Here is a 15,799-nt window from a genome sequence, read left to right as displayed (position 1 = left end):
AAGAACAGTGAACTATAAACGAACAAACTACAAACTATAAGGCGTTAACGATCAACTCTAAACTATGAACAGGATTGGAGGAGGATTCAACATGACATTCAAAAGGAAAAAAATCGCTGTGATCGGCAGCGGTTTTACCGGGGCCACGACCGCGTTTATTTTGGCGCAAAAGGAACTCGGTGATATCGTATTGGTCGACATCCCTCAGTTGGAAAACCCGACAAAGGGAAAAGCGCTGGATATGATGGAATCTTCCCCTGTGCTAGGCTTTGATGCCGCGATTACCGGAACCTCCGACTACAAGGATATCGCCGGAGCGGATCTGGTCATCGTCACAGCGGGTATCGCCCGCAAACCGGGCATGTCCCGTGACGATCTGGTCAACACCAATGCGGCCATCATGCGCTCTGTAGCGGAACAAGTAAAGCAGCACGCGCCGCATTCGACCGTGATCATTTTGTCCAACCCGGTAGATGCGATGACCTATACCTTCTACAAAACATCCGGTTTCCCGAAAAACCGCGTTATCGGCCAGTCTGGCGTCCTTGATACCGCCCGCTTCCGCACCTTCGTGGCGATGGAGCTGAACGTGTCCGTAGAAGACGTCAGCGGATTCGTGCTTGGCGGACACGGAGACGATATGGTTCCGCTGCTCCGTTATTCCTACGCTGGCGGCATTCCACTCGACAAGCTGATCCCGGCCGACCGTCTGGAAGCTATCGTGGAAAGAACCCGCAAAGGCGGCGGCGAGATCGTCGCTCTGCTCGGCAACGGTTCGGCCTACTACGCTCCGGCTGCATCTATCGTCCAAATGGCGGAGGCGATTTTGAAAGACAAGAAGCGCATTCTCCCGTCGATTGCATATCTAGAGGGCGAATACGGCTACCATGACCTGTATCTCGGCGTGCCTACCCTGCTCGGCGGCAACGGCATTGAAAAAGTCATCGAGCTTGACCTGACAGCCGATGAAAAAGCGGCACTGGACAAGTCGGTTGCTTCCGTCCGCAATGTGATGGCTGCGCTGAATTAAAGCGAAGGGCTTGGACTTGGAGATTCTAAAGCGACTGCATGGTTAGTCGGTCTGCCCGTAAAGCGGCTGCAGTGGAGAGAAGCCTGTTTCCATTCTGCGCTCCGGTCTGCGTCCTGCAAGGGAGAGTGGACTGTCCGCTCCGCAATGATCCCGAGGGAATCGCAAAACGGCGCGCAGCTCCGAAGCGTAATCATAGGTTGCGATTCTGTTTCCTCGGGATCATCGCTCCGCTGGGCCGGACTCCGCTAGTCGCTCCGAATGGAAACAGGCTTCTCTGGCGAGCAGAACGGCTTCGACGGGCTTTGAAAAGCAGTGTCCCACCGAACCTGCAGCCGTTTTCTCCTTTTTCATCTCCTCCACCAAAGCCCGTCCAACCGAAACAAACAAAATAACGTTCTTCCGAACGAGACAAACAAAAAAGCGGGAACCATGCATGCAGCCAATAGCATGCATGCATAGCCCCGCATTCCAGAAATGCCTTAATCCGCCAGCAGTTGCGCTTCCTTTTTCCCCAGCTTGACCGTAGACTCCGAAGGAATCCACATGCCTGTATTTTCATCCCGCCCCTGCAGAACAAATGCCGGATTGTTCTTGCCCATTTGCGACGCAGCCTTGGCGGCAGCTTGTCCGATCGTTCCCCCCTTGACCCGGTTCACGACCAGCACCAGCTTCACGCTGTCAAGCTCCGTCATCATTTCATAGTCCCCGATGCTGTCACCCGCGATAAAGATCGGACCATGACCGTATTTTTTGACCAGCACCGATTCGATCACTTCTGTTTTCCCATGATGAACGGTGAAAGGATAGTTTTTCTCGTACACGGGCTTGATCTTCCCGTTCTCTACCTGCAGACGCATGCCAATGACGTTTTCGGCAGGCAGGTTGTATCCGTATTTGGGCAGGGTGGCAAATACCCGCACGACCTCTTCCAGAGAAGCGGAGACGACGTACACATCGATTCCGTTGGAGCGGAAGGTGTTCATCAAATTGGCGACCTCAGAAGTCAAACGCAGTCCGGTCGTATGCGACACCGTGATCACTCCCGCTTTTCCTGAAAGCGCTTTCGGACTTGTCCACGAAACTTTCTCGATCGCCATCCCAAGGCTGGCATCGTTCGACGCTTCGGCCAATGCATGCACTTCGTCGATTGTCATGTTGGCAAACAGGTAGAGAACCCACGGATAGCCGATACTGCTGCCGTGCGTGCCATTGATCGCTTCATAGAGGAAATAGAGCTTGGCGCGAAAATCGGCAAACTGCTCGGTCGCTTTGACCTCATCGAGGGATTTGGTTCCCTTCATGCCTTTATACTGATTGTAGAGGAAGGTATAGTCCGCTGCCAGATCGGCGGCGATGTCATCGAGTGTAACCGGCTGGCCGTCGTCGTTTTTGTAATCGTCGGAGAAAGGACCTGCGGGTACACCGGTACGGATGACGCCGGCAAACTCCTCCGGGGTCATTTTAAATGCGAGATGATTGATTTGATAGACAAACAAAGCCTCTTCGGTATCGTGCATGATGCTGGTGTTGTCCCAGTCAAACACGGCGTAAGGCTTTTTTGCCGGATTATAGGAAGGGCTTTTCACCCCGTGCTTATCAATTAAATCTTGCACAGCCTGGTACGTTCCCGGCGCCCATTTCCCCTTGTCGAGCACCTGCAGCTGTTGGAGCGGTTCTGCGGCCCACGCCGGGGCTTGTACGCTCACCAGGGCCAAACAGAGAAACAGTGCAAAGAAGCCCCATTTCATGCTTTTTGTGTGTTTGATCGACATTCGTCCTCATCCTCTCTCTGCTCACGTTCTCAAATGTCACGAAATGCAATACGGCAGTTTCCCTTGTCTCTCCACCTCCTCAAAAAAATAAGCCGCCTACCCGTGGACGGATTCTTCCACAGGTAAACGACTATCATCGTCTGAAAATATTGACTTTTATAAAGAATACATAATTATTCGTTTGATTTCAATGGCATTCTTTATTCTCATTTGACTTTTTTCATCGTGCTCCAAAAAGGGTATCATGATAGCAAGAGCGTAAAAAGGGAGCAAAAGCGTGTGGCAAAAGATCCGTTTACCGTAGAACAGTTGATGCAGCTGCCTGCTTTTCAAGGGGCAAAAATCATGGCGGGCATAGAAGGCCTGAAAAATGAAATCTATTATGTGGACAGCATGGAAATTCCCGATCTGACCGGCTGGCTGCGGCCAAACGAGCTGATTATTTCAACCGGTTATGCCCTGCGGAACGAACCGTACCGGCTGAGCCGTCTGCTGGAAGAGATGCACCGGGTGGGAGGCGCGGCTGTCGCGATCAAGACCAAACGGTTTTTGCAGGAAATTCCGGAAGAAGCATTGCGAAAAAGTGATTTGTATCGCATCCCTTTGATTGATGTCCCGGCGGAAACTCCTTATATAGACCTGACGCACTCGGTCATGGAGAATATTTTAAACCGCCAAGTCGTCGTCATGAGAGGAATGCAGGAGGTCAATCAGCAGTTCACGCAGTTGGTGCTGAACAGGCGGACGCCCGAGCTGGTGGTGATGGTCGGGCAATTGCTTCATTGCGACGTAGCTGTGCTGAACCAGCAGGGAGAGGTTGAAAGCAGCACCGTCCATTTTACGAAAGAGCTTATCGCGGAAAAGCGGAGCATCCTGGTCAGCAACAGAGTCGTCGGCTACCTGGCGATTACAAAAAAAATCGAGGAAGACGATCGCTTTGGGCAGCAGTGTCTGGATCAGGCCGTTACCGTTCTGGCGATCGAATTTACGATCCGGCAGTCTCTGCAGATTCAGCGGGAGCGGGAACAGGAGTCGTTTCTGATAGAGCTGTTGTCAGGTACAGCCGGTGAGGAAGAATTGCTGCGCCACCGGGCCAAGCAGGTAGGAATATCGCATAGCGGTCATCTGTACGTGATGGTTCTCAAGCCGAGTGAAACAGGGAAAGCGAACCCCAGGAAGGAAGAAGCTTTGCTCCGGCTTTTGCAGGAAATGAATCAAGGCGACCAACATGCCAGAAAAGGCGTCCTGATCAATGATCAAATCGCAGTGATTTGTTATACCGACAAGCAGGAGATTTCCAAACAGCGAGAGGAAGCGGTACACTATCTCCAGGAATTGGCCGGCTGGGGAGCCGGGAAGGAGGAGCGAGGCGGCTGGATTTGCGGCATCGGCTGTATCCGCGAGCACATGAAGGATCTTCGCTACAGCTACCGCGAAGCAAAACGGGCCATGCGAATCGGCCGCCTTGTCCGTCCGGGACAATCGGTGATCCACTTCGAGGACATTTTGGTCGAGGACCTGCTCAAAGATGCAGCGGGCCATCCGTCGCTGACTGCTCTGTCGGGCATGTTTATCGAGCCGCTTGCCAAATACGACGCCGAATACGGGACCGAGCTGCTGTCTACGCTCGATTCCTTTTTGCGAACAGGCGGACAAACGAAAAAGGTAGGAGAAGAGATGTTTATCCACCGGAATTCTGTCTTGTATCGATTAGAGAGAATACAGGAAATTTTGGGGGTGGATTTGCACGATGCGGAAACGCGGTTCCGTCTCGATCTGGTAATGAGGGTTTGGAAAATGAGAGATTTGCCAGCGAATCCTGAGGATTTGTGAGGCTGCCAAAAAATAAACGCATTCTTTTGGGTCGTTTCCCATAGGGGGAAAAGACCCATTTTTGTTATAGTTGCAATTAACGCAATAATAAAAAATTGTTTGACAACGGGGGTGGAAAATCTTCAGTGATCGGAACGTCAGCAATCTTGCTCCCTGCGTTTTTTTCGGACTATGAGAGAACCAGTGGTTCGCTATTAGAAACAAAAAGGTCGTCACCGTTTTCTCCTCTTGGGAAAACAAAGTGCTGACCGCAAACGGTTGCATTCCATTTTATGAAAACCTTGAGACGATAGGTGGCCAAGCATGCTAAAAACACTGGATAACGCTCTGGATTTGCTCAAACACTTTACCCGGGAAAAACCGCAATGGGGAGTTCGTGAACTGGCCAAGGAAATGAATATTAGCCACACTGTTGTGTATCGGATGCTGGCTACGTTTGAACGATACGGATTTGTCAAACAGGAACCTAAAACAAAGAAGTACGAACTGGGGTTTAGCTTTTTGGAGTACGCATCCACTGTCAAGGACAATCTGGACATAACCGAGCTGATTTACCCGGTCATGAAACGGGTTGCCGAAGCAACAAATGAATCCGTTTTCTTGACTTGGCTGGATGGCTTGGAGGGCATTTGTCTGGAGATCGCCGAAAGCAGGCAGCAAGTGAAGTACGCGATGTCTATCGGCAGCAGGACGCTTTTGTACGCTGGGGCCTCCAACAAAGTGATTATGGCTTACTTGCCGGCCAGCACCCAATCAGCCATCATCGAAAAGGGGCTGCGGCCAAGAACAGAACATACGATTCATGACAAGGAGAAGCTGTTGCAGGACCTGGCACGGATCAGAGAAGACGGATGGGCTTACTCCGTAGGTGAATACACCGATACGGTGTTTGGCATCGCGGTGCCGCTGTTTTCCGGGGACAGGCAGGTCGTGGCATCGCTGACCATTGCCGGGCCGGACTATCGCATGCCGGAGCAAAAAGTACCGGAAGCCTTGAGGGAGCTGCGGACTGCACAGCAAGAAGTACAGGCCATACTGCAACGCATTTTCTAGCACAAAGGAGGGGACTTGCATGAACAACATAAACAACGGAAAGAGTGAAAAGGAAAAACACCCTTCCATTTTTGAACCTTTTGCGTTGATTCTGAATATTGTTACCGCTGTTATCGGGGCGGTCATCGGGATGCAGCTGGTGGCCTCGCTCGGAATTACTCCAAATACGGCCATTATCGGTGCGCTTATCGCCATGCTGATCGCGCGTCTGCCGATCACCATCTTTTCCAAGTACAAGTCGGTCCATCGCCAAAATCTGGTGCAAACCTCGATTTCTTCCGCGACATTCGGGGCGGCCAACAGCTTGCTGATTCCGATCGGCATTCCGTTTGTGATGGGAAAACCAGAATTGATCATGCCGATGCTGATCGGTGCGGCTCTGGCGATGTTTGTCGATGCTGCTCTTCTTTATAAATTGTTTGACTCTCGCGTCTTCCCTGCGTCCGGTACATGGCCGGCAGGTGTAGCTACTGCGGAAGCCATTATCTCCGGGGACAAAGGGGGCAAACGTGCCGCTCTGCTCGGTGTCGGTGCGGCGGGCGGTTTGCTCGGCTCCTGGCTCGGCATTTCGATGTCGGCGTTTGGTGTTGCTTTCATCGGAAACATTTGGGCGCTGTCCATGTTCGGGATCGGGCTCTTGCTTCGCCAGTATTCGATACCAATGTTTGGAATGGATGTAAACCAGATGTTCATCCCGCACGGCTTCATGATCGGTGCCGGTGTTGTGGCGCTGATCCAGGTCACGATGATTATTTTGAAGCGCAAGAAGACAGATAGTGGAAATGGCAGTGAAGCAGCTGCGGAAACGTACACGCGCAGCGACAAGCAGACGACACGTGTACTCGGAATCGGATTTGTGGCCTATTTGATCATTTCTCTGGTCCTCGCGATTTTGGGTGGACTGATGACAGAAATGTCGACAGGCATGTTTATCGGCTTTCTGATCTTCGCCGCTTTTGCCGCTTATTTGCACGAGCTGATTGTAGGGATTGCCGCGATGCACTCCGGTTGGTTCCCGGCGTTTGCGGTGGCGTTGATCACCTTGATCATCGGGCTGCTGGCAGGGTTTCCGCCGGTAGCGCTTGCCCTGCTGGTCGGCTTTAGTGCAGCGACCGGTCCTGCCTTTGCCGATATGGGGTACGACCTCAAGACAGGCTATATTCTTCGCGGCAACGGACAGGACAAGGAATTTGAACTTCACGGCCGCAAGCAGCAGTACATCACGGGCATGATTGCATTCGGCGTTGCTTTGATCACGGTCATGTTCACCTATAAAGGCTTCTTTGCCAGTGGGCTTGTCCCGCCAGTGGACGCCGTCTATGTGAAGACGATCGAAGCGGGAGCGTCCGCTGAAGTCGCGAAACAACTGCTTCTCTGGGCTATTCCGGGCGCCATCCTGCAGTTTATAGGCGGTCCGAGCCGTCAGCTTGGCGTCTTGTTTGCAACAGGTTTGCTTATCCTGAATCCGGGTGCCGGTTGGGCGGTTCTGGTCGGGATTCTGATCCGTGTCATCGTGCTCAAGCTGAAAGGCAAAGAGGCAGAAAGCTCGATGAGCATTCTCGCAGCCGGCTTTATCGCCGGTGACGCGATCTACAGCTTCTTTAGCTCCATTTTCAAATTCAGTCAAAAATAGGAGGGTGTACAATGACGAAGATCCTGCTCAACGAACGCATGATGGAAGCAGCCGTGTACGGTGGAGCCGTACTCGGCGGAGGTGGTGGAGGCTGGATCGAGGAGGGGCTGCAAATCGGGCGGCTTGCTCTGGAGGTAGGCCAACCGGTGCTGGTTTCCGACGACGAAATGGCGGACGACGATTTGCTCGTCACCGTTTCGCTGGTCGGAGCTCCGGCAGCAAAGGATAAATTCCTCAAGCCGATCCACTATGTTCGGGCACTGGAGCTTTTGTCGGAGAAGGTAAAAACACCGCTCAGAGGGATTCATACGAACGAAAACGGAGCAGGGACAAGCGTGAACGGCTGGTTCCAGGCGGCAGTCACCGGTCTTCCGATCGTCGATTTGCCTTGCAACGGCCGGGCGCATCCGACAGGAACGATGGGGTCGCTGAATCTGCATGAGCTGCCGGATTACGTTTCCCATCAGGCTGCTGCTGGCGGGAAGGGAGACCGTTATGTGGAAATGAGCATTTCTTCTTCTATTGAAAAAGCGGCGTCCATGATCAGAAAGGTGTCCGTGGAAGCAGGCGGCCTGGTGGCTGTTGCCCGGAATCCGGTAACCGTTGCGTATGCCAGAGCAAACGGCGCGCCCGGCGGCATCTCCCAGGCGATCAAGGTAGGCGAGGCGCTTCTCGGGAGCAAAGGAGAAGCGGCGATTGAAGCGGTATGCGCCGCACTTGGCGGCCGTGTCGTCATCGAAGGGGAAGTGAGCGAGTTCTCGCTGGAGACAACAGGCGGCTTTGACGTTGGCCGGGTCACCGTTGGCAGTACGGAGATGACGTTCTGGAATGAGTACATGACGCTGGAGCAAGACGGCAAGCGCCTGGCGACGTTCCCCGACCTGATCATGACCTTGGATGCCCGGACTGCACGCCCGATTGTCACGGCGGCGATGGAAAAAGGGCAGCATGTAGCGGTGATTCACGTGCCTGCCGAAAAGCTGATCCTGAGCACTACAATGCGCAATGAGGGGCTGCTCAAGCCGATTGAAGGCGTGATCGGCAAAGAAATCGTGTCCTACCTGTAAACAAAACGCTCACCAACAACCAAGACGGAGGGATCTTTCATGTCGTTGAAACAAACCATTACTGTATTTGAAGCTATGGACAGTGCCTATGTAAGTGGAGAAACGATCAAAAACCTGTTTGCCAATTATTCCGATGTGCAAGTAACCGTTGAGACCGTTACCGGGCAAAAGGGCAGCACAGACTTCGTGAAGATCGTCATTCCCGGCAAGGAAGGGAAATCCAAGGGCGGGATGGCGCCAACCTTTGGAATCATCGGACGACTTGGCGGTATCGGCGCGCGCCCGAGCCGTATCGGTCTCGTATCCGATGCCGATGGTGCCATTGCAGCCGTAGCGAGTGCGCTAAAGCTGGCGGAAATGCAAAAACAAGGTGATGTGCTGAAAGGCGACGTGGTGATCACCACTCATATTTGCCCAAATGCACCTACCCGTCCGCATGAGCCGGTCGATTTCATGGATTCGCCAGTCGACATTTTGACCATGAACAAGTATGAGGTTACACCTGAGATGGAAGCGATCCTGTCCATTGACACGACCAAAGGAAACAAAGTGATCAATCACAGAGGGATTGCGATCTCGGCAACCGTAAAAGAAGGCTACATCCTGCGCATCAGCGACGACCTGCTGCGGATTATGGAAATGACGACTGGTCAGCTTCCGGTTACCTTCCCGATCACGATGCAAGACATTACTCCATACGGAAACGATCTCTACCATATCAACAGCATCCTGCAGCCATGCGTAGCGACCGATGCCCCTGTAGTCGGGGTGGCGGTGACGGCTCAGTCCGCTGTCCCAGGCTGCGGAACCGGCGCCAGCCACGAGGTGGACATCGCACTCGCAGTGAAATACGCTGTCGAGGTGGCAAAAGAATACACCAATGGTACTTGCCGTTTTTACGACACCGATGAATTTGCCCGAATCACATCGCTGTACGGCTCCATGAAAGTGCTGCAAACATTGGGCAAATAAGCAAGGCGAGGGGAGCTTTCCCCTTGCTTTTTTTCACACGCGAAAAGAAGGAGAGGATGACCGTGAAACGCATTGGGATGATTACGATCGGGCAAGCGCCACGGCCGGATGTCGCGCCAATCGTAGAGAAGTATCTCGCAGGAAGAGCCGAGCTCGTCCAGGCAGGAGTATTGGACGGAATGACGAAGCAAGAAGTGGAAGAACGCCTGTCTCCCGGACCGGGCGAATACGTGCTGACGTCCCGGATGGTTAACGGAGATGCGGCGGTCATGTCGCGTGAGAAAATCCAGCCGATCCTGCAGCGGAAGATCGAGGATATGGAGAATAGCGGCATCCAGACGATCCTACTCCTGTGTACAGGTGTTTTCCCGGGGTTGTCCGCCAAAAAAGCGTTCCTGATCGAACCGGATCACGTCATTCCTCCGACGGTGGCCGCGATGGTCAAGGGAAGCCGTCTCGGGGTGCTCGTACCGCTCGTGGAGCAAAAGGAAGCACTGAAGGACAAATATCATCCGCACGGATTGTTCCCCGTCTTTGCCGCGGCATCGCCGTATAAAAATGATGTGGAAAGCTTCCGGGAGGCTTGCGCGGAATTAAAGGAAAAAGCGGACATCGTACTGCTGGACTGTATGGGATACACAGAGGAAGCCCGCGAGCTGGTCTCCGACTTGACTGGATTGCCGGTCATCCTGTCCAATGCGATGATGGCGAAACTGGTGTCTGAAATGATTTAGGAAGGGTTGAACAAAGATGAAGCTGATCGAAATCAGTAAAGGAATTTTGACCAATTGCATGGCACTGAAAGCCGGGGAGTCCTTTTTGGTGGTAGCCGACGACGCCAAGCGGGAGCTGGGCGAAGCGCTGTGGGAAGCAGGCCGTCAGCTCGGCGCCGAAGCGATGTTCGTCGTCATGAATCAACGCGAAAAATCCGGACAGGAGCCGCCGGCAGCCATCAGCGAAGCGATGAAACGCTCCGATGTGGTCGTCTGCGTGACCCAGCATTCGCTGACCCATACCAAAGCCCGCAAGGAAGCAGCCGCAAACGGCACACGGCTTGCCACCATGCCTGCCATCACCGAGGACATGTTCCTGGAGGGAGCGATCACTGCCGACTACTCCCAGGTAAAAGCATTGACTGAAAAGGTGACCGAGCTGTTGACCAGGGCAAACACGATCCGCATCGAAAAGGAAGGAAAAGCGTTGACCTTCTCGATCAACGGACGCAACGGCGTACCGAGCACAGGCGTTTACGTCAATCCGGGTGAATCGGGCAACCTGCCATCCGGCGAAGCATATATCGCCCCAGTGGAAGGAACAGCCGAGGGCCAGATCGTCGTAGACGGCTCGATCGCCGGAATCGGCAAGATCGACAGTCCGCTGCTCCTGACTGTAAAAGACGGGCGCATTGTCGAGGCAGAGGGGGCCGAGGCTGACCGGCTGTTGAAAACGCTTGGCGACGGAGACGGTCGCTTGCTGGGCGAATTCGGGATCGGCACGAATGACAAAGCGCGGATCACTGGCGTGGTGCTGGAGGACGAAAAAGTGTACGGCACGATCCACGTCGCCTTTGGCAGCAACAACACCTTCGGCGGAACCATTGCAGCGGGGGTTCATATCGATTTGGTCGTCAAAGCGCCGGATGTGTACGCTGACGATGAGTTGATCATGAAGGACGGCAAGCTTTTGGTATAAGCGGCTATCGAAGCGATTTTCAGTATGTCAAATTACGATAACAGTAGTGGAGAGGAAAAAGGATCGAACAGCGTTGCAATGCTGCTCGATCCTTTTTTGCGAATGAGGGTTAGCGCTTCTGTACGGAAGATTTTCGGCAGCAACAACCTTTCTTCTTTAAAAAACCTTAAGAAAGTTCGACAAACACAAAAGCTGTAGAGATGAAACAGAAGTAAAATGCGAAGGCCTTTTGGACACCTCCCAGGCGGAATGGTAAAAGCGGGACACGCTTTTAGCGTCCAACCTCTGAGATGCTTTCCACGAGTCATCGATTTTTAGACGGGGTCCCGCTTTTGGAATGGCAGCTGGACAGTAAAGCCCCCAAGCAGTGTCCCACCGAGCCTGGAGGACTAAATAGTAAATATTTACCAATTGCGGTGTGGGTGATATCATAAAATCACCCGCATTCTACTTTTTTACAGGTAAGTGGTACCGCCAACATTTTGACAAAAACGTACGCTTAGCATTAGAGGAGATGATTTTCAGCCCATCTCAGCTACATTAGCGGTCATCAAACGTGTATGTGGTCATGTCTTAGCGATCGCCGAACCTATGATTTTCAATGGTTTGAGTCATTTAGCGTACGAAGTAAGGAGGGCTCAGAATGAGAAGAATTCTGCTCACAGTCAAGTTGATCCTTTCCGTTTTACTGCTTTCATCATGTGCTAACAACTCCCTATCCACAGATACACAAAAAACAACAAATGAAATCGCAAGCTGGCCGTACCCTTATGTGAAAGTTGAAAACCGTGTTTATGTAATTGAGAGCGATGAAAACAAAGTCGAACTTGTAGAGAAAGAAAATATCGGAGAACAAATTGGAACAGTAGAAGAGAAATACGATTTTGAAGGGGACGAACAAACATCGCAAGCAACTATTGCCTCTAATTACCTGGAGAAAGGGACTAAGCTTTTCACGATCAAGAACGTTGATCCGAGTGATCATATTGCATTTGAAAAAAGCGAGGGTGTATTCGTCAAGGTTACAGAGGAAAGTGCAGTTGCAAAAAAGCCAACTGATAAAACGAACTAAAGGCCATGGGGATACGCTTTTATTATGACTTTTTGCAAAATAAAATGGGACTTCGTGAAGAGTCCCCTTTTTTCATCTCCGCCATTAAAGCCCGAACTTCAGCAAACAAAAGATCGGCCAGATCCCCATCTAGCCGACCTCACAAACCTCTATAGCTATCTCGAGCGTATGCTTCTACGCAGTCCCCAATGTCACGCCCAACTCCTGCAAATACTGCCGATACGCGATACTGACCCGGTCGCATTTCAGGGACAGCTCCATCTGCAAATCGAGCGGCAAATCCTCCGGCTTTTGATTTTCCACAATCGGCTTGTCCTGGGCAAAAATCATGTTTTGGAATTCGACGATTTCCTCGTCGGTGGTACCAGTCTCGTAGTTAAAAGAAAGGACACCGTAGGCGACTGTTTTCCCTTCCTCCGTTGGTGCGACTGTCAGGAGAATGGACATCAGATGACCCGTTTCCCGGTCGCGTTTCGTAAACTTTACAGACAGCGGACGAAGAATTTCATATGTGTAGTAGACGTGCTTGGCTTGTCCGCTCCCGTCCGGGTCAGGCTGAAAGACAGCGATCTCGTCCGAGTAGATGGATGTTTCCGTCCGGTGAACGCGGTAATCGCCGATCTCCCTGTGCTCGGCCACGCCCAGGTAGCCTTCATGAACGACAGCCAAATGCCCGACATCGAGGAAATTCTCTACGACGCGCGGCGGTTTTGCATGGACGCTCTGGGGGCCCCAGATGACGTTGCGAAAACCGGGCTCGCCAAACTCCGGGAGCGGGAACATCTCGGGCTGATTGTTCCCCAGGTTGACCCAAATAAAGCCGTAGCGCTCCGTACAGCCGTAGGACAGGGCACGCGCTTTTCCGGGGATGGCTTGATCCTCGGGAAGCTGAGGAATCTTGACGCAGGCCCCTGTGGACTCGTACTCCCAGCCGTGATAAGGACAGACGAGCTTGCCGTCCCGGACACAGCCGAGGGAAAGGGCCGCACCGCGGTGGATGCACAAATCCTTGAAGGCATGAACACCTTCATCGTTTCGAAATAGGACGATTCGCTCGCCCATGATCACGATCTGCTTCGGCTGATCCTGCAAATCGGTGGAGCGGCAAGCGACGATCCAGTCATTTTTCAGTACAGTATCTTGAACCATTGTCAGGGACACCCTTCCTTCTCAACTTCCGTGCAACGTTTATTTGCGGACATTTTCTTCATATTTTAGCCCCTGTAGATAAAGAGAGTCAACAAAAACACGAACAATATTTTTAGTTAGGAGAAAGTCATTCGATTTTTGTGTACAAAACAATTCGATTATCCTATAATCTGGCGTATAACATTCGTTAATAACTGAGAAAACATAGGGAGGCATAAGGGTGGAACAACAGCGGGATGACGTTCGCCTTGTCGTGGGCGTCGATGACAAGATTAGTGTGGGAAAGGCTTTTTTGCTCGGTTTGCAGCATGTATTGGCCATGGACTTGTACATTGCCCCGATTATCATTGCAGGACTTTTGACATTGGATACTTCCAGTACGTCCTTCTTTATTCAAATGTGCTTTTTGGCTACCGGTATCGGCACATTGATCCAGACTGGCTTCGGAATTCGACTGCCGGTTGTGCAGGGCCCCTCTTACGTTCCGATTGGCGCTTTGGCAGCGATCGGCAGCAAACTGGGTATGGCAGCGATGATCGGAAGCATCATCCCCGGCGCATTGCTGATGGCTTTTGTCGGCTATCCGCTGAAGTGGTTTGCGAAAGCCGTACGCAGGTTCATTCCCCCGTTGGTAGGCGGGACGGTCATTGTCATCGTCGGGATTGCACTGATGCCTACGGCGATGGCCAATATTTACAATTCGCCGGGAAGCATCGGGACAAACAGCCTGATTGCAGCCGTTTCGGCGGCAGTATTGGTCGCTTGTATGCTGCTGGGACAAAAGGCAGGGAAAGCAGGAACGTTTTTCCGCCTCGTATCCGTGTTGATCGCGATCTTCGTCGGAACGGTGACGGCAGCGTTCTTTGGAGGAGTTGACTTCAGCTCGGTCAAAAGCGCCGCCTGGCTTTCTTTGCCCAAGTTTTTCCCGTACGGTGCCCCCGTGTTCGACATCAGCGCGATTCTCACCATGGTGTTCGTTTATTTGATCATCATGATCGAAACGACGGGTACATGGTTTGTCGTTTCCTCTGTCACGGGCAAGGAGCTGACGGAAGAGAGGCTGAACCGCGCTTCTTTGGGCGAAGGTCTCGGCTGCTTTGTAGGCGCGTTGTTTGGCGGAACGCCGATGACCGGGTATTCCTCCAATGCCGGGCTGCTCGCGGTAACCGGAGTAGCCAGCCGAATGGCAATCATGGCCGGAGGCATCATCCTCATCGCGCTGGGCCTGGTGCCAAAGCTGTCCGCAGCGATTACCTGCATCCCCGAGCCCGTAATCAACGGCATTTTCGGCATCGTCTGCGTAGCGATTGTGACCAACGGATTAAAAGTCATTCAGCATATCACCATCGACGAGCGCAACATGATGGTCATCGGCCTGCCCATTTTGCTGACCATCGCTGTCACAGTGCTGCCAAAGGACGCACTCCAGGGCGCCCCTGACTTCGTCAATTACATCCTGTCCTCCAACATTACCGTAGGCGCATTGGCAACCTTGATCCTAAACCAAGTCATCCCGGACAAAAAAAGCTGGGCCAAGCAAGGTGTCACAGCTGAGAGCAGATCATAAAAAAACGCTTTGCCTTTAAAGAAAGGCAAATATGTGAAAGGGTGCCCCCAAAAACGCGGGCACCCTAATTTTGTAGCCGAGGAAAATTTGATTAGCAGAAATTCAATTTGATACAAGTTTTGAAAAACGAGGGGTGAAGATAGGAGTACAGAGAACAACGAACAAAGAACAACAAAGAAACTAAGAAAGGGGACGAAACAAAGAAGGAACTCTTTTAAGCCTTCTTCTCTGATTGACCTGCCAAAAGACAGTAAAGGACAAAGCTGTAGAGATGAAACAGAAGAAAAATGCGAAGGCCTTTGGGACACCTCCCAGGCTTCATTTCAAAAGCGGGACACGCTTTCAGCGTCCAACCTCTGAAAACGCACCCTCGAACCATCTGCTTTTGGACGCGGTCCCGCTTTTGAAATGAAGCCGGCCAGTCAATCCCCCAAGCAGTGTCCCACCGAGCCTTGAGCCTTTTTCTTCTGTTTCATATCCTCCCCCAAAGCCCGTCCTACCCCTTATAGAGCTTTTAATCTTTTATTTCAGGAAACCAGTTCAAACGTCTCCGTAATCAAAATGCTTCCTTCGACCGATTGCGCCATCGGGCAGTTTTTCCTAGCCAGATCAATCGCTTTCTTCACCTTGTCCGCCTGAAGCTGCTCCCCCGTGATGACATAATGAAGATGGATTTTTTCCACCCGGTTTGCCTTGTCCTCGTTGCGCTCCACGTCCGCAGTCACTTTCATGTCGCTGCAGGGCATCCTCATTTTTTCCAGCACCTTCCGCAATACGCCCGCGCTGCAGACCGCAATGGAGGAAACGAGCAATTGAAACGGGCGAAACCCGTACTGTTCGTCACCGGAAACGTGAAGATCTCCATAAGACAGATGTGCTACAAAACCGTGTTCCTTGGCCGTGAATTCCATGAAAGGGAAGCCTCCTCGCTTTGATTTGTCTGCTCCCATTATAAAGAA

At 52.2% G+C, this 15,799-nt stretch carries 13 protein-coding genes; 10 read left to right on the top strand and 3 right to left on the bottom strand.

Annotated elements, in window-relative coordinates:
- The first annotated feature begins 91 nt into the window (after positions 1-91).
- The gene (gene mdh, locus NST37_RS23790; protein ID WP_003388584.1) at positions 92-1,030 is read left to right on the top strand and encodes a malate dehydrogenase; all 939 of its coding nucleotides are present in this window, start codon (positions 92-94) and stop codon (positions 1,028-1,030) included.
- Positions 1,031-1,509: 479 nt separating this feature from the next.
- On the opposite strand, the gene NST37_RS23785 is transcribed toward mdh, so the two are convergent.
- Positions 1,510-2,802 (bottom strand): haloacid dehalogenase-like hydrolase, encoded by a 1,293-nt coding sequence (locus NST37_RS23785; protein ID WP_122957985.1) that lies wholly within the window; start codon positions 2,800-2,802, stop codon positions 1,510-1,512.
- Positions 2,803-3,081: 279 nt separating this feature from the next.
- Between NST37_RS23785 and NST37_RS23780 the strand changes: the two genes are divergently transcribed.
- From NST37_RS23780 to NST37_RS23745, 8 genes are all read left to right on the top strand, one after another.
- A complete protein-coding gene (locus NST37_RS23780) occupies positions 3,082-4,635 on the top strand; it encodes a PucR family transcriptional regulator (RefSeq protein WP_243014108.1) in 1,554 nt (517 codons plus the stop codon).
- Between the two features lie 303 nt (positions 4,636-4,938).
- Positions 4,939-5,688, top strand: a complete 750-nt coding sequence (locus tag NST37_RS23775) for an IclR family transcriptional regulator (RefSeq protein ID WP_003388580.1) — start codon at positions 4,939-4,941, stop codon at positions 5,686-5,688.
- Positions 5,689-5,707: 19 nt separating this feature from the next.
- Positions 5,708-7,321 (top strand): OPT/YSL family transporter, encoded by a 1,614-nt coding sequence (locus NST37_RS23770; protein WP_339185945.1) that lies wholly within the window; start codon positions 5,708-5,710, stop codon positions 7,319-7,321.
- Between the two features lie 11 nt (positions 7,322-7,332).
- Entirely contained in the window at positions 7,333-8,388 is a 1,056-nt protein-coding gene (locus tag NST37_RS23765) for a DUF917 family protein (protein WP_024984486.1), read from the top strand.
- A gap of 39 nt (positions 8,389-8,427) precedes the next feature.
- On the top strand, positions 8,428-9,360 hold the full coding sequence (locus NST37_RS23760) for a DUF1177 domain-containing protein (protein ID WP_031932535.1): 933 nt from the start codon (positions 8,428-8,430) through the stop codon (positions 9,358-9,360).
- Between the two features lie 56 nt (positions 9,361-9,416).
- Positions 9,417-10,094: an AroM family protein gene (locus NST37_RS23755; protein ID WP_031932536.1), complete on the top strand. Its 678-nt coding sequence runs from the start codon at positions 9,417-9,419 to the stop codon at positions 10,092-10,094.
- A 16-nt stretch (positions 10,095-10,110) separates the two neighbouring features.
- Positions 10,111-11,052: an aminopeptidase gene (locus NST37_RS23750; protein ID WP_024984484.1), complete on the top strand. Its 942-nt coding sequence runs from the start codon at positions 10,111-10,113 to the stop codon at positions 11,050-11,052.
- 643 nt (positions 11,053-11,695) lie between these two features.
- Positions 11,696-12,124, top strand: coding sequence for a hypothetical protein (locus tag NST37_RS23745; RefSeq protein ID WP_003388573.1), 429 nt, complete (start codon positions 11,696-11,698; stop codon positions 12,122-12,124).
- Between the two features lie 174 nt (positions 12,125-12,298).
- Here NST37_RS23745 and NST37_RS23740 read toward each other — a convergent pair whose 3' ends face one another.
- Positions 12,299-13,273, bottom strand: coding sequence for an aromatic ring-hydroxylating dioxygenase subunit alpha (locus NST37_RS23740; protein ID WP_003388572.1), 975 nt, complete (start codon positions 13,271-13,273; stop codon positions 12,299-12,301).
- Between the two features lie 220 nt (positions 13,274-13,493).
- Here NST37_RS23740 and NST37_RS23735 point away from each other — a divergent pair, with 220 nt between their 5' ends.
- The gene (locus NST37_RS23735; protein ID WP_003388571.1) at positions 13,494-14,840 is read left to right on the top strand and encodes a nucleobase:cation symporter-2 family protein; all 1,347 of its coding nucleotides are present in this window, start codon (positions 13,494-13,496) and stop codon (positions 14,838-14,840) included.
- A gap of 527 nt (positions 14,841-15,367) precedes the next feature.
- On the opposite strand, the gene NST37_RS23730 is transcribed toward NST37_RS23735, so the two are convergent.
- Entirely contained in the window at positions 15,368-15,751 is a 384-nt protein-coding gene (locus NST37_RS23730; protein WP_031932537.1) for an OsmC family protein, read from the bottom strand.
- Positions 15,752-15,799 lie beyond the last annotated feature (48 nt).

It is taken from the genome of Brevibacillus sp. FSL K6-6036, from assembly GCF_037964015.1.
In the GTDB taxonomy this organism is placed as follows: domain Bacteria; phylum Bacillota; class Bacilli; order Brevibacillales; family Brevibacillaceae; genus Brevibacillus; species Brevibacillus borstelensis.
The sequence above is the reverse complement of the archived record's forward strand: the minus strand, read 5'-3'. Positions and strand labels throughout refer to the sequence as shown.

What these genes read in the sequence shown, in the direction of transcription:
- NST37_RS23740 (WP_003388572.1), bottom strand. Translation starts at nt 13,273, where the DNA reads ATGGTTCAAGATACTGTACTGAAAAATGACTGGATCGTCGCTTGCCGC.
- NST37_RS23750 (WP_024984484.1), top strand. Translation starts at nt 10,111, where the DNA reads ATGAAGCTGATCGAAATCAGTAAAGGAATTTTGACCAATTGCATGGCA.
- mdh (WP_003388584.1), top strand. Translation starts at nt 92, where the DNA reads ATGACATTCAAAAGGAAAAAAATCGCTGTGATCGGCAGCGGTTTTACC.
- NST37_RS23755 (WP_031932536.1), top strand. Translation starts at nt 9,417, where the DNA reads ATGACCGTGAAACGCATTGGGATGATTACGATCGGGCAAGCGCCACGG.
- NST37_RS23745 (WP_003388573.1), top strand. Translation starts at nt 11,696, where the DNA reads ATGAGAAGAATTCTGCTCACAGTCAAGTTGATCCTTTCCGTTTTACTG.
- NST37_RS23785 (WP_122957985.1), bottom strand. Translation starts at nt 2,802, where the DNA reads ATGTCGATCAAACACACAAAAAGCATGAAATGGGGCTTCTTTGCACTG.
- NST37_RS23770 (WP_339185945.1), top strand. Translation starts at nt 5,708, where the DNA reads ATGAACAACATAAACAACGGAAAGAGTGAAAAGGAAAAACACCCTTCC.
- NST37_RS23775 (WP_003388580.1), top strand. Translation starts at nt 4,939, where the DNA reads ATGCTAAAAACACTGGATAACGCTCTGGATTTGCTCAAACACTTTACC.
- NST37_RS23730 (WP_031932537.1), bottom strand. Translation starts at nt 15,751, where the DNA reads ATGGAATTCACGGCCAAGGAACACGGTTTTGTAGCACATCTGTCTTAT.
- NST37_RS23765 (WP_024984486.1), top strand. Translation starts at nt 7,333, where the DNA reads ATGACGAAGATCCTGCTCAACGAACGCATGATGGAAGCAGCCGTGTAC.
- NST37_RS23760 (WP_031932535.1), top strand. Translation starts at nt 8,428, where the DNA reads ATGTCGTTGAAACAAACCATTACTGTATTTGAAGCTATGGACAGTGCC.